Source organism: Halorubrum sp. GN11_10-6_MGM (genome assembly GCF_005435165.1).
In the GTDB taxonomy this organism is placed as follows: domain Archaea; phylum Halobacteriota; class Halobacteria; order Halobacteriales; family Haloferacaceae; genus Halorubrum.
In genome coordinates this window covers 1-13,284 of record NZ_SGUC01000024.1, presented here as the reverse complement: position 1 = coordinate 13,284, position 13,284 = coordinate 1, and the positions used below count along the sequence as shown (strand labels likewise).

Genomic DNA, 13,284 nt, shown 5'->3' with positions numbered 1-13,284 from the left:
ACAGGCGAGCAAGTGGATTCCTGAGGGATGGTCTCCTGACCGGAGACCATCCCGTTTCGCCTGTTTATGACTTCTTCAGAGCCTACAAAGAAAGAGATCCTCGAACGACTCACTGCGCTTGAGGAAGAAAATCAACGGCTTCGAGAAGAGAACGAACAGCTCCGTGAGGAAAACGAACGGCTCCGCGAAGAGAACAAACAGTTCAGGGCGAAGCTCCGGTGGCACGAAGGACCGCATACGCCACCGAGCAAAGAACAATCGACCGATGACGAGTCGTCGTCCTCGCCCGGCGAGGACGACGACGAAGAACCTCGTACTGACGGCGGTACTCCCGGTCGAAAAGACGGTCACGAGCCAGAGTGGCGGTCTCACGCTGATCCTGACGAAGAAGTTGAGGTTACCTGTGACTGTTGTCCTGAGTGTGGCGACCACTTCGACGAGTCGGTGGGCGTCAGCCCCCGACTCGTCGAGGAGATCCCGGATCCACAGCCTCCAGAAGTCACCCAGTACAATCGCCACTACTACCAGTGTGACTCCTGCGGAACGGAGACAGTTGCGACACACCCCGACTGCCCCGATGAGGGGCAGTTCGGGGTGAACGTTATCGCTCAATCAGCACTCTCTCGGTACGATTATCGTCTCCCCTACCGGAAGATCGCCGATCGCTTCGAGCAACTACACGGACTCGAACTCTCTGGCGCATCTACATTGCACGCGACCGAGCGCGCTGCGCGCGCCGGTCGCTGCGAGTATGAGCAACTCCGTCGAGAAATCCAAGGAGCTGACGTGGTTCACATCGACGAAACAGGCATCAAACGCGACGGTGAGCAAGCGTGGATCTGGACGTTTCGGACGACAGAACACACGCTGTACGCGGTCAGAGAGAGTCGTGGGAGTGATGTTCCCGCCGAAGTCCTCGGCGAGGACTTCGCGGGAACGGTCATCTGTGACGGATGGACGGCGTACCCCGCCTTCAGCAGTAATCTTCAGCGGTGTTGGGCGCACATTCTCCGAGAGGCTGAAGACGTTGCGCAAAAACAGGCAGATGGCAAACCGATCTACCAAGCTCTTAGGCAACTCTACGTCGCTCTCCAGGCTCGGCTGGAGAGCGACTTGACTCTACGCAGGCGGGCAGAACTACAGCGCGTAGCGCGCAGAGACCTTGAGTCGCTGATTGAGCGGTCAGTTCCCGACGGACCGGTGGCAACACTGCTCGGGAAGATCGAAGGAGGACTCGACCACTGGCTCACCTTCGTCGGTGAGCCAGCGGTCTCCCCGACGAACAACGCCGCGGAGAACGCACTCCGTGAACCTGTTGTTCTCCGGAAGATCATCGGAACGCTTCGTAATGACCGAGGAATGTTTGTCCACGAGACAGTCTTGTCCCTGCTGGCGACGTGGCGCCAGCAGGGACGCAATCCTTACGACGAACTCAGGCGGGTTGTCCGCGACAACGAGATGATCTCACGGGATCAGGCTGCTCCGATTGTTGAGTCTTCAGGGTAAACACGTACGATCGCTCAATGTATGGAACTCATGAACCGCTCAACACAGAGGATCTAACTAGCGGATTCAATGTCTGTGATTTCGAACCGCGCGCCGCCCTCTGTTCCATCAGTCACAGACAACTTCCATCCGTGAGCTTCTACAATCCGTTTTACAATGGTCAACCCGAAACCAGTACCATCACTAGCCGAAGAATGCCCCGGTTCAAGCACTTCTTTGCGCTTGTCTGCTGGAATTCCTGGCCCGTCGTCTTCGACGTATATTCCCTGTTCGCCGTGACGCCCAACACGAACGGTCACGTCAGGCCCACCGTGTTCGACAGCGTTCCGGAACAGATTCTCGAACACGTGTCGCAACCGGCCCGGATCGCCTTGGAACATCATCTCGTCTACGATTTCGATGGTTGCGTTGCTCGTGTCTACTGTGGCCCAACACTTCCCGAGAAGATCAGTCAAACTGACCGCCTCTGTTTCGCTTATTGTGTTTCCCTGCCGTGCGAGAGTCAACGTATCCTCGACAATTGCTTCGATTCGATCGAGCGCTCGTAAGAGGGGATCGAGATGGTCGCTTTCTGCCTGCTCAGCAAGGAGTGCCGCACGACCTTGTGCGACGTTGAGCGGGCTACGCAAGTCATGAGAAATAACGCTCGCAAACTCGTCGAGCCGGTCGTTCTGTCGCCGTAACTGTTGCTCTCGTTCAACGCGATCGGTGACATTCCGGGTGATCCCGATGAGGCGAGTTATCTCATCACCGGTGATCACCGGCGCGAGCTTCGTCTGCCAGAAGCGTGCCTCCTCATTGACCCGTAGCTCCTCTTGATACGAAATTGGCTCACCAGCGCTGACACACCGGTGATAGTTTGCTTCGAGTTCTGCCCCTTGCTCTTCGCCGAATACGTTTCGTGGCGTCCGCCCTTGTACTTCTTCAGTTGTAATCCCTGTTTGTCTCTCATAAGACGGGCTGAGCCGTTCGAATTCGAACCTGACACCACTGTCCGACTGCTCGACAGCTACGAGAAAGATCGCGTCCTCCACATTATCTAAGAGGGCTTCGTACTCTTCGGCGAGTTCCCGAATGTCGTTCTCGTGCTCTTTTCGCTCGGTGATGTCCCGACTGCTGAGGAGAATACCGTCAATAAGGCCGTCGTCAAGCCGATTCCTCATCGTGGCTTCGATCCAGCACCACGATCCGTCAGCATCCTTGAATCGGACTTCGACGGTCTCTGGTTCTGACGGGTTTGACAGAACCGCTTCGACCGCCTCAGCGTTTCGCTCTCGATCGTCGGGATGGACAAATTCGTACCCTTCGTGACCGACTAACTCGTCGGGCTCGTAACCAAGAATTCGCGTGACGGCTGGACTGACGTAGCGTATTGTCCCGTCGGTATCGACGACTGTTGCGAGGTCGTTCACTTCCTCGACGAGTGCTCGATACCAGTCGGCCCCCCGTTCATTATCCCTTTTTGAAGCCGTATTGTCTCTCATTATTGCTCACACGTACTGAATATATAAAACAATCATAGCCCTTAATGGATAGTGTCGAATGTGGTTCGCTGAATCCAAAGACAGCACGAGGGCAGAATGACTAAACGAGCCGTGGTAAAAGGTTAATGAGAAGCTCTCCCCAGGTGGCCTTTTCAGGCGGGAATGTATCTGAAGAAGAGATTTTAGCAGAGCCAAAATAACGGTACGACCCACATCCGCATCTCATAGACTGTCTGGCACTTAGCCGTAGTCCCACATTTCGGGCTTGCGGCCCCTATCTCTACATATGGTCCGACCCTCCCAGACACGTGACCGCCTACAATCAGTTGAGTCGCTATCTCATGTCGAGCCGATACGTGTCGCCTCCCGTCGTTTTCGCTACTGGCGTTCGAGCACTTCAAGCGCCTTGCTGAGTCGCGAGATGTACTCGTCAGGTGGGAACCGCCACCAGACCTGCCCACTCATGTGAGCCAGCGGGAGTACGTGGGTGTCGATCGGCTCGGAGATCTGGTGGAGTGTCCCATGGATAGCCATAATGCTCTCTGGGTCGGCGTCCGTCTCCATGACAGGCTCGGGCGCGGTTGAGCGTCGGAGTGCCGGCCACGCGTTGCCGCCGAAGGTGATCACCAGCTCCGGATCCAACGCTCGGAGTTCTTGCTTGAGGAGGTGTTGATACGAGGCGCGCTCGGCGGCAACTCCGAAACCGTCGACGCGGTACTTCACGACGTCGCCGAGGTAGAAGTCTCGATAGAACTGTCCAGAGTCGACGTACTGGTGCCAGCCGTTCGGGAGCGAAATGAGATCGTGACGGGCGAGCGTCTCGAAAAAACGCTCCGAGAAGTCAGCATTTCGCCCGGTCAACCAGCTCTTGGCAAATTCGCGGTAGACGCCGATCTGGTCGCGAGCAGAACATTCGCCGGCGAGTGGGTTCTGCGGACGCAGTTCCGACAAGTGACGTTCATGGAGGTTCCCTGGATCCTGAACGAGGAGGACAATGTCCGGATCGTCAGTCTCCCAGTCGTAGTAGAACGTGTATGAGAGCCGCCGGCTGACCTCCTCTCGGGTAGGAAATCCTGTATCTGAGAGAACCGCCTTGACGCTACCGATCGCCGTCTGCTGTAGCTCTCGGAGCGTCGGCTCCGTTGGCTCGTCGATCTCCGAGAGGATCTTGCGAGCGGTCGTTTCGTCCATTTGTATCGAGTGGTGTCTAGCGGACTAATTGATAGTTCGGGTAGAGTGAGTCGTGAACGGTCTGAATACTACCGCCTACGCTCTCCGTCAGGACGAGCCAGTGTTGGGAATCGCTCCGCCATCTATTTAATCGCGCTGACGTGTGGATTTGGTATTACATGAGTCAAGCGACGCTCGGGAGTGGTCCCTACCAGAACTCCAACCTCTTCTCCGGTTACTATCTCGATGAGCGCGTCGCCGATCTCGACGCATGGGACTGCGACGCCGAGGCCAAGGAAGCCTTCGAGCAGATACGCGACCTCTGGGAGAAGGAAGGTACACTCCTGCCCTCCTACAACGAAGACGATTTAATTGGCACGTGGATTGCCGAAGTCGTCGACATCCTCGGGTACGGTACGAGCTCGGAGGTGACTCTCCCAGACGGTGGTGGCTACGTCGATCGGCTGCTCTTCGAAAATGACGACGTACGCCGAGAGGGAGCAAAGCGAGCCCTCGACGGGGACCACGAGGGGCTATTCTCACGGGCGTCAGCGATCCTCGAAGCCAAGCAGTGGGACTCCGACTTCGAGCAGCGATTCGCAGAGCAGCGCTCGTACCGAGACGCGTCTCACCAGATCAAATACTACCTCGAACGGACGCCAAGCGATCTGAAATGGGGTGTCCTAACGGACGGGAAGAAGTGGCGGCTCTACGGGACGAAAGACTACGAGACACAGACCTACTATGAGGTCGATCTCCCGGAAATTCTCGAAAGCGGGGATCTGGAGGCGTTCAAGTATTTTTATGTCTTCTTCAGGCCAGAAGCGTTTGTCGAGACAGCGGGAAGTTCGTTCCTCGACAACGTATGGACAGAATCGGAGACTGCCGCACAGGAACTTGGCGAGGACCTCCAAGACAACGTGTTCCGAGCACTGCGTGTGCTCGGCAAAGGATTTGTTGAGTCGAACGACCTTGACATCGATCCGGATGACGAGGACGCTCGCGACGAGCTGAAAAAGCAGTCGCTTGTGTTGCTCTATCGGTTGATGTTTGTCCTCTATGCCGAGTCACGGGGTCTAATCGATCCCGACGACCCCGCAGCCAGTGACGAGTATCAAGAGTACTTCAGCCTCGAAGCAAAGCGTGAAGAGATCATCGACGACATGGAGGGGCTCGACGTCGAGTCAGGAGACGCGTTCGACGACGAATTCAGTCAGTACTCCTCATCGATTTGGGGGCGGCTCTCCGAGCTGTTCGAGCTGATTGACGAGGGCGAAGAGGACCTCGACATCCCGCCGTACAACGGTGGGCTATTCAGCCACGAGGATCACGCGTTCCTCACCGAACACGAGGTGAAGGACCCGTACATTGCAGAGGTGATTTTCTGGTTGTCGACGACAGAGAACGACGAGGGCGAGCACGTCCCAGCGGACTACGCTGACCTCGACACGCGACACCTCGGATCGATCTACGAAGGGCTGCTCGAACACGAGTTCCGAATTGCGGGGCCAGAGGGCGTCGCCGCGGTCGCGGAGGATGGTGGACAGGTGTGGAAGCCGGGCGACGAGGTGTCGGTCGCTGACGCGGTCGAGGTCGTCGACGAGGGTGGGCTATACGTCGTCAATGACGAGGGCGAGCGCAAAGCCACGGGGGCGTACTACACCCCGGACTACGTGGTCACCTACATCGTTGAGGAGACGGTCGACCCGCTGATCGATGAGATCGATTCGAAACTCCGCGAGGAGGGGCTAGAACCGAGCGACCGGAAGTACTTTGTCGAGTTCTGGCAGGAGGTGAAGGGCCTGACAATCCTCGACCCGGCGATGGGATCGGGTCACTTCCTGACGAAGGCCACGGGCTACCTCACCGAGCAGGTGATGAGCGTCGTTCGCGAACAGGAGATCCAGTCGTACGATGAGCAGGACATCCGCCGTGACATCTCCAAGGAAGTCATCTACGGTGTCGACCTGAATGGGATGGCGGTCGAGCTGTCGAAGCTCTCGATGTGGTTGGAAACCCTCGCGGCGGACCAGCCGCTCGCGTTCTTAGACCACCACCTAAAAACCGGGAACTCGCTCGTCGGTAGCGACATCACGGAGGTCCTCTCGGACGACACGGAGGAGAATGGCGGCCAGCTCACGCTGACGCAAGCCTTCGCACGAGTCCGGCAGGACACGCTCGAACACGTGATGGAGCTGATGTCGGATCTCCTCGCGTTCGACAACGACTCCTTGGAGAGCGTGAAGTCGATGGAGGAACTGTACGAGGAAATTCGCGAGGACCCGCTGTATCAGCGGCTGTTCCAACTTGCGAACGTCCACACGGCCGAGGAGTTCGGCTGCGACGTGCCCGAGGACGCCTACGAGCAGATGGCGGGTGCGATCGAAGATGGAGACGACTGGGCAGAGATTGAGAAAACGGATTGGTTCAAACCTGCACAGGCGACCGCCGAGGAGCAGGACTTCTTCCATTGGGAACTGGAGTTCCCCGAGGTATTCTTCAATCGGGATGGAAAAAAGAAGGCAGAGTTGGGCTTCGATACGGTCGTTGGAAACCCTCCGTGGATGGGGACACGAACCGGAAGTATGCCCGATGATTTGGTGAGTTATATGCGCGAGGAGTACGTGTCTGCTGTCGGTCAATTTGACCTTGCTGCAGTACTCCTTGAGAGAGGGATCAAGCTCTCTGGTGGTTCCGATCCTCTGTGTTTCGTAGTTCCAAAAAGAATCGCGACGAATGAATCATATGAAGACCTGAGGAAGCGGCTAGCTACTGACCGGAAGCTGTCGCAGGCAATCGACCTCGGTGTAGCTTTTGAGGGAGTCAACAACGATGCGCTCATTCTGTTGTCCAGAAACGATAGCACAGACACTCCGACCCTGATGGGCGAACGGCAAAATAAGAACCAGATCGAAACGTGGGAGGTAAGTGATAGCCTGCTTCCTGCGATGCCGTTTACAATCTTCCCGGTCAACAGCTCCCAATCCCAAATAGATCTTGTGGATAAAATAAACAGGTCGTCTACAACGCGACTCGGACCTCACGTATCGATTAATCGCGGTGCAGAGTGTGGTATGAATCATGCGTCAATCAGTGACCAAGCATCTGAGTCGACCAGACCAATTGTCGACCACAGGGATGTCAATCGACACTACGTGAAACACTCCGGACAGCATATCGATCTAAATGCGATCGATGAGGATACCCTAAAAGGTCGAGAAATATACGAGGAGGCACCGAAACTGCTGGTCCGATTTTTGGCCTCTGAGTTGATTATCGGCAAGGACACACACGGATACTACTCGACGAATATGGTCTATCATATGCAGTGTGGTGAAAATCTGGACTATCTCTGTGGCCTACTCCCTGCCCGCCTCCTCTCATTTTGGTATCTTCATGCGTTCCAAAATGATGAGATCAAGTTCCCCCATCTACAGCAATCTCATCTTGAATCACTGCCCATCATATTAGATTCAGAGAGTGTCGATCTCTCAAGCTTCAGTGAAGAGGACTATCCTCCACAAGTTTCTGAACACCTATCTGAGGCAGGTTCGTCGTATGAACTTATTGAAAGCGTTGTAGACCCACTCATTGAGTACAAAAATAAGCGATCAGGGTTCAATCTGAATTTCCAACAATATCTCGGAAACACGAGCTATGACGTAGAGATCAGTTCAGTTGGACTTCTCCAACCGACAGCCCAAACAGATTCGATACTCAACAAAACTACTGAAGATTACCCGAATCTGAAAACAGGTAGTGTTTCAGTTGAGCGCGAATCCTCCAACACCGTCCTGATCAAAGCCACTGCTCGCTACAAGCCTGAAAACGAAGACGCGCACGAGACGGACCAGTGGGGATACACCGAGACGGACCCCCTGCCCGCGTTCCGGATCACGGATCTCACGGAGCCGGAGGCGGATCTGATCGAGCACTTCGTTCCGGTCGCCGTCGACGAGGCGGGCGGCTTCGCGAACTTCCGCGAGGCGGCGACGAAGACGAACTCGCTCGTCGACCGGTTGAAGGTGATCGAGTTGCCCGATGTCGACGACGTGGCTGACGACCTAGAGAATTACCTCCGGGCGGTCGAGCGTGCCGAGGAGCTTGACGAGAAGATCGAGAAGACCGACGACCTGATCGACGAGATTGTCTACGAGCTGTACGGGCTCACCGACGAGGAGATCGAGATAGTCGAGGAGGCTGTGAACTGACGATGGCAAGTCGCGATCCGACCGAGTTGAAAGAGGAACTCGGTAACGTGGACTTCGGCGGTGACACAGAGCAGCTCGTCGAGTTGCGATCGGAAGCTCGCGAAACCGTCAACGCACAGCGCGAGACGCTCAACGACATCGACACGAAGGCGAGTAAGATACTCCGACTCAACGTCGCACTGATCGGTATCCTCATTTCCGTGCTATCGATCGCAATACAGGTCGGGCCCGAGTCCGAGACGGGACTCGGAAACGTCGAGCCGTTTGTGAACCTTTATACAGAGATCGGAATCGGTGCGTTGGTCCTCTCGACGGCCTTCGCAGCGATGACCTACACCGCGTCGGAACTCGACGTTGGTGTGAGTTCTGACAACCTCACGAATCTACTCAAAGCCGAGTTCACACGAGACGAGACCGAAGAACTGCTCGTGAAGAACTACATAATGCGGATCAATTTCAATCGGAGTACGAACCTCCGGAACATCCCACTGATCCAGTTGACAATCGTCTTGATTGTCACGGCGATCGTCTCGTTCGTGCTGGGGATTTATGAAGGTGTTTCGGGTTCTGTCCCGATCTGGCTCTGGCTGTCATCAATCGGGCTGCTAGGAGGCGTCGTCTGGGTGTCCGGACTGGTCACGCAGGTCCACAGAGCGATTGTTGACATCCAAGAGTGGCGTTGACCCAACGATTATACACTTGACTGTACAAGTGGATTGTATGAGCGCAGAAAGCGAAGAGAAATCCGATCGAGAGAAGGCGCGTGAGAGCCTCCTCAGCGGGGGCGAACGGGTCTCGAAAGGCCGCCAGCGTGACGACGACGACGACGCTGACGACAACTGAACGGCTGACCGTCGCGAATCCTGTTGTACAATCGAGGCATCTGTGGTCGTGATTATTGCGCTAATTCCGCCCACTCGAGAGCATAGCAGACCCGAAACGGGCGTTTGAGAGGTTATTGTTTGAATGCTTTCGCCACAAGCAGTGGGAAGACAAGTGTTGCCTCTGCTTCCACTTGTGTGTAGTTCGTCTGATTTTCTTTGATCTTCCCCCAAGAAACCGCCTCGTTCGGCGGTGCTCCCGATAATGACCCATCACCCTCCATCCCCGTTGAAATATACACCACGTAATCCGCTCCTCCTCGAAAGAGGTTCGTCATGATTGCATGGTGTTTCGGTACTCCACCCCCCACCGCGATGAGCCCTGTCGAGTCCGCGAGCAGCCAATCTTCAATTAGCGAGTCATAGTCGTCCAAAATCTCAATACCCACTTCTGAATCGTACCCTTGCCGATAGTAGTAGAGGAAGTTCCCGACCTCGGAGTCCGTCAACGCTGGACAGTACACCGGTACGTCGTTGTCCGCCGCCTGCTTCAGAACCGAATCCTCATCCTCAAGAGTTTCACCTAACTCGCGTGCGAACGACGTCGGTGTTCTCACTTTCTCCTCTGCGAAAAAGTCCTCAAAGAAATCATACAGATACTCTTCCAACCACACATACCGGTCAGAAGGAACGAAGAGATTCCCGAGCCGATTGATCCCACGCTCACGGAGCGATGCCTCGTCTGCGTCCCATTTTCCCATTTTGAATGGCTTTGCCGTCTTGATCACGTCCTCGGTGAGCGATCCAGACGTCGTAATAACTACGTCCACATACCCCTCTCGAGGCTTTGTTGAAATCCTATTCTTCAGACATATTATCGCCTGAAACAGCCAGTCGATGAGACTGCTTACTCAGCGGTTAGTTGGTCCCGTTTTGTGTAAAGAATGAGGGCGATATAACTGGCAAATACTGTATGTGTGGTTCGCAGTGTATCTGTCCCAATCATCTCGGAATACCATGTGAGGGCCGAGAGAAAGAACACGCCGTATAGGAGGCAAGGAAGGGCAATATATACTGTAAGAATCTTTTTTGGAGTCACGGTAGCTCATTTCCTGACAACAATATTAAAACCACCAGACCCGGTTGAGATCTCCTTCGTCTGTATTGAGCGACCCGTGAGTCCCCTGTACTGAGCGATTGGAGGCACAAAACTATCAACTTCTGAGGATTTCAACAAAGCCCCTCTCGAACAAGATACGCGACGGTCTCGCGCAGCCCCGACGAGATGATGTTTGACGTGAACGTGAGGTAGACAGTAGCGTCCGCCTCCTGCATGCGTTCGGCGATGTCGATTGCCTCTGCGAGCTGCGTCGCCTGGAACCCCGTTGTCCCATACGCGTCAAGCATCTCGTCAAAATCAAATTCTCCGCGAAAGTTGTAGCCACCAACATCCGGCGTGTCGGGTTCCTCATCACTCCCAGGGACGACGTCGCTGTGAGAGTCGTCTGTGTCCATACTACTGGATAATCTGACGCCGGTTTGAAGAACTCGAAATTGGTCTTCAAGCCGTTGTTGAAATCCTCAGCAGTTGAGAGTTTTCACCCCAATCGCTCAGTACAAGTCAAGCAGAGACCGATCCGTTCCGGTTACTGTTGCTTGACGACGACTGTATCTCCAACGAGGTCACCGACCCGTTGGTTGTCGTCTGTAAGCAGTATTGATACCATTGCGACGAGATTGAACGTCGGGAGTGCATCAACGATCCATAACAAGTTCCGTAGTATTGACGCGCCGATCGTACAGTTTGAGCCGTCGGACTTGATAACGACCAGTCCAAGTAGGTATTTACCTGGTGTGTACCCGTATAGTCCCTCAAGGAGAAACCCGTAAACCAATGTTGCGACCAGTCCCGCGGACGCCAGAACGAGGAAACCGAGGTCACCAAGAGCTGCCCCGACAATTATAACGGGAACCCAGATTAGCCCCATGAGAATCGAGTCGATGAAGAATGCTCCGACTCGGTGCCAGATCACATCTCCGTTCGTCCCTCGCTGCGGTTGCGGATGCTTTTCCATATCCCACTTCTGTTACCCATCACTTATTAATCTTTGATAGTTCTGGAACGAATTTATAAAACAGCTCGCAGCCCTCGTCGACTGGCTGTTGCAGACGAGAATGTATCTGGAAAATTGGATATCAACACAGCAGTAGTCGCTTGTTCTCTAGTGAATAGCTTCGGACATGGTGGTGTGCGGGTTCCCACGATTGCTCGTCAACAAAAGCTTCGGAAACGGTGGAGGGACAGTATTGGACTCACACACCACTGCTTCAAGTGAAATAACAGACTCCACTGGCGATGAGTTTTTCAGCAGTTCTCCATGAGAGTGAGCGATATTAGCCAACATGCTGGACGGTTCCCCCATCTACGTTGGTTAAACAACGACCTCGTGTGTTGATTATCGGTGTAATCAGCGAACTCCCTATGCGAGAGATTCCAATACAAAAGTATGAGAGTCGGTGACTAAGAGCTGTCAGAAGCCCTCGAGATCAGGGTCACTCTTCCTCGTATGTGAGGTTCATCAGCCACTGGGAGAAGGCGTCTGACTGCGGATCGATTTCTTCCTCACCGATAAATGGCGAGAGCATGTCACCCGCCATTAGCAGTGAAAAGTCACGATCAGATGCTGTTGGTTCGAGATAGTAGGTCCGTTGACCTCCGTACACCGTTTCCTCACGCTGAATCAGCCCGGCACTCTCAAGCCCTTCGACTAGTCGGCTTCCTTTTCGCGAAGAGACGCCCAGCTCTTTCCAAAAGTCGCTCTGGTGAATCCCACCCGTCTCGCGGATCAGTTCAAGACCCGCACGTTCGTCCTCCGAGAGATCGGCTTCACCCTGTGACGCACTCATATTCCAACATCTAACGTGTATCCATTATAATCGTTCTTTCTGCTGCGTTGGCTTTGTTGAAACCCTCAGAGAGTTACATGTTCGTCCTGTAATTCCATGAGATGAAGACCCTCCCGAAGTCGCAGATTCTGCGTTTTACTGAGAAGGCGATCCATCTGGCACGCCGAGCAGTGTCTCGATACTCCTCGAAATTCTCTAAACACCGCTATACACTTCCGCAGCACGTTGTTCTACTGTGTCTCAAAGTTCGGAAGAATACGACCTACCGTGGACTGCTTGACGAGTTAATCGAGATGCCACGTATTCGTCGAGCTCTTGGATTAGCTGAACTACCTACACCGTCAACGCTCTGTAAGGCGTTCACTCGGCTTGATATGGCTGTCTGGCGTGTTATATTGACTCTCTCAGCGACGCTACTTCCGACAAACGGTATCGTTGGAGTCGATGCGTCAGGTTTCGACCGGAGTCATGCCTCGAAACACTACACGAAACGGGCTGAGCTTACGATTCAGCAGCTCAAAGTGACACTGCTGGTCGATACGAAAGTGAACGCGATTCTCGATCTACACGTAACGACGACGCGGAAACACGATAGCCAGATCGTTCCATCGTTGATCAAGCGCAATCCCGAGAATATCGACGTTCTCCTCGGTGACAAGGGCTACGACGACCAGAAAATCAGGCGACTTGCCCGACAACACGAGATTCGGCCACTGATTAAGCACCGTGAGTTCACGCCACTCCACCGAGCATGGAACGCACGCTTAGACACTGATCTCTACGGCCAGCGGAGTCAATCCGAGAGTGTCAACTCAACACTCAAGCGGAAGTACGGTGCATTTGTCCGGTCACGGTGCTGGTGGAAGCAGTTCCGTGAACTCATCATCGCCTGTCTCATTCATAACGTAGATCGATCACTCTGAGCGGTCAATAAGCGTACTTTAGATAAAAATCCGCGTAAGTATTAGTGAACTATATTGTCGTTTTTCACGTCAAACAAGAGCGCCATAGATCCAAACCATTTTGATTGGGTAATACAGTTCTCTTTTTAACCAGCTGAGCGTGTCATAGAAAGCGTCACGTACGAAGCGGCAGGGTGCGGAAAGTGTGTCCAACACCAGCGCAACCCTGCAAAATGTGGCTTCGGTAGACGACTTCTTGAATGCGGCGGCTACCGAAACAGTA

At 54.3% G+C, this 13,284-nt stretch carries 12 protein-coding genes; 5 read left to right on the top strand and 7 right to left on the bottom strand.

Annotated elements, in window-relative coordinates; translation table 11 throughout:
* Positions 1–66: 66 nt before the first annotated feature.
* Complete coding sequence (gene tnpC, locus EXE46_RS11740) at positions 67–1,506, top strand: IS66 family transposase (protein WP_137688579.1); 1,440 nt, start codon at positions 67–69, stop codon at positions 1,504–1,506.
* A gap of 53 nt (positions 1,507–1,559) precedes the next feature.
* Here tnpC and EXE46_RS11735 read toward each other — a convergent pair whose 3' ends face one another.
* Both EXE46_RS11735 and EXE46_RS17435 read right to left on the bottom strand, forming a co-directional pair.
* Positions 1,560–2,990, bottom strand: coding sequence for a PAS domain S-box protein (locus EXE46_RS11735; RefSeq protein ID WP_137688578.1), 1,431 nt, complete (start codon positions 2,988–2,990; stop codon positions 1,560–1,562).
* Between the two features lie 378 nt (positions 2,991–3,368).
* Positions 3,369–4,181 carry a uracil-DNA glycosylase family protein gene (locus EXE46_RS17435; protein WP_241981548.1) on the bottom strand — a complete coding sequence of 271 codons (813 nt, stop codon included), beginning with the start codon at positions 4,179–4,181 and terminating at the stop codon, positions 3,369–3,371.
* A 158-nt stretch (positions 4,182–4,339) separates the two neighbouring features.
* Here EXE46_RS17435 and EXE46_RS11725 point away from each other — a divergent pair, with 158 nt between their 5' ends.
* The 3 genes from EXE46_RS11725 to EXE46_RS17625 are packed head-to-tail and all read left to right on the top strand — an operon-like array spanning position 4,340 to position 9,214.
* Complete coding sequence (locus tag EXE46_RS11725; protein ID WP_137688577.1) at positions 4,340–8,371, top strand: Eco57I restriction-modification methylase domain-containing protein; 4,032 nt, start codon at positions 4,340–4,342, stop codon at positions 8,369–8,371.
* Between the two features lie 2 nt (positions 8,372–8,373).
* Positions 8,374–9,054 (top strand): hypothetical protein, encoded by a 681-nt coding sequence (locus EXE46_RS11720; protein ID WP_137688576.1) that lies wholly within the window; start codon positions 8,374–8,376, stop codon positions 9,052–9,054.
* Between the two features lie 37 nt (positions 9,055–9,091).
* On the top strand, positions 9,092–9,214 hold the full coding sequence (locus EXE46_RS17625) for a hypothetical protein (RefSeq protein WP_255509550.1): 123 nt from the start codon (positions 9,092–9,094) through the stop codon (positions 9,212–9,214).
* A gap of 112 nt (positions 9,215–9,326) precedes the next feature.
* Here EXE46_RS17625 and EXE46_RS11715 read toward each other — a convergent pair whose 3' ends face one another.
* The 4 genes from EXE46_RS11715 to EXE46_RS11700 all read right to left on the bottom strand — a co-directional run bounded on the left by EXE46_RS11715 (position 9,327) and on the right by EXE46_RS11700 (position 12,099).
* A complete protein-coding gene (locus EXE46_RS11715) occupies positions 9,327–10,091 on the bottom strand; it encodes a deoxyhypusine synthase (protein ID WP_255509553.1) in 765 nt (254 codons plus the stop codon).
* A 331-nt stretch (positions 10,092–10,422) separates the two neighbouring features.
* Positions 10,423–10,707 carry a deoxyhypusine synthase family protein gene (locus EXE46_RS11710; RefSeq protein ID WP_241981547.1) on the bottom strand — a complete coding sequence of 95 codons (285 nt, stop codon included), beginning with the start codon at positions 10,705–10,707 and terminating at the stop codon, positions 10,423–10,425.
* A gap of 131 nt (positions 10,708–10,838) precedes the next feature.
* Positions 10,839–11,267: an RDD family protein gene (locus tag EXE46_RS11705; RefSeq protein ID WP_008584128.1), complete on the bottom strand. Its 429-nt coding sequence runs from the start codon at positions 11,265–11,267 to the stop codon at positions 10,839–10,841.
* Positions 11,268–11,745: 478 nt separating this feature from the next.
* Positions 11,746–12,099 carry a MarR family transcriptional regulator gene (locus EXE46_RS11700; RefSeq protein ID WP_137688575.1) on the bottom strand — a complete coding sequence of 118 codons (354 nt, stop codon included), beginning with the start codon at positions 12,097–12,099 and terminating at the stop codon, positions 11,746–11,748.
* A gap of 101 nt (positions 12,100–12,200) precedes the next feature.
* Between EXE46_RS11700 and EXE46_RS11695 the strand changes: the two genes are divergently transcribed.
* Positions 12,201–13,022: an IS5 family transposase gene (locus tag EXE46_RS11695; RefSeq protein WP_137688574.1), complete on the top strand. Its 822-nt coding sequence runs from the start codon at positions 12,201–12,203 to the stop codon at positions 13,020–13,022.
* 69 nt (positions 13,023–13,091) lie between these two features.
* Here the strand turns inward: EXE46_RS11695 and EXE46_RS17320 are convergent.
* A partial coding sequence (locus EXE46_RS17320) for a hypothetical protein (protein ID WP_206750444.1) occupies positions 13,092–13,284 on the bottom strand: 193 nt, incomplete at its 5' end.

Bases quoted from the DNA above. Each gene is read 5' to 3' on its own strand.
- EXE46_RS11735 (WP_137688578.1), bottom strand. From the start codon at position 2,990: ATGAGAGACAATACGGCTTCAAAAAGGGATAATGAACGGGGGGCCGAC.
- EXE46_RS11705 (WP_008584128.1), bottom strand. From the start codon at position 11,267: ATGGAAAAGCATCCGCAACCGCAGCGAGGGACGAACGGAGATGTGATC.
- EXE46_RS11710 (WP_241981547.1), bottom strand. From the start codon at position 10,707: ATGGACACAGACGACTCTCACAGCGACGTCGTCCCTGGGAGTGATGAG.
- EXE46_RS17435 (WP_241981548.1), bottom strand. From the start codon at position 4,181: ATGGACGAAACGACCGCTCGCAAGATCCTCTCGGAGATCGACGAGCCA.
- EXE46_RS11695 (WP_137688574.1), top strand. From the start codon at position 12,201: ATGAAGACCCTCCCGAAGTCGCAGATTCTGCGTTTTACTGAGAAGGCG.
- EXE46_RS11725 (WP_137688577.1), top strand. From the start codon at position 4,340: ATGAGTCAAGCGACGCTCGGGAGTGGTCCCTACCAGAACTCCAACCTC.
- EXE46_RS17625 (WP_255509550.1), top strand. From the start codon at position 9,092: ATGAGCGCAGAAAGCGAAGAGAAATCCGATCGAGAGAAGGCGCGTGAG.
- tnpC (WP_137688579.1), top strand. From the start codon at position 67: ATGACTTCTTCAGAGCCTACAAAGAAAGAGATCCTCGAACGACTCACT.
- EXE46_RS11700 (WP_137688575.1), bottom strand. From the start codon at position 12,099: ATGAGTGCGTCACAGGGTGAAGCCGATCTCTCGGAGGACGAACGTGCG.
- EXE46_RS11720 (WP_137688576.1), top strand. From the start codon at position 8,374: ATGGCAAGTCGCGATCCGACCGAGTTGAAAGAGGAACTCGGTAACGTG.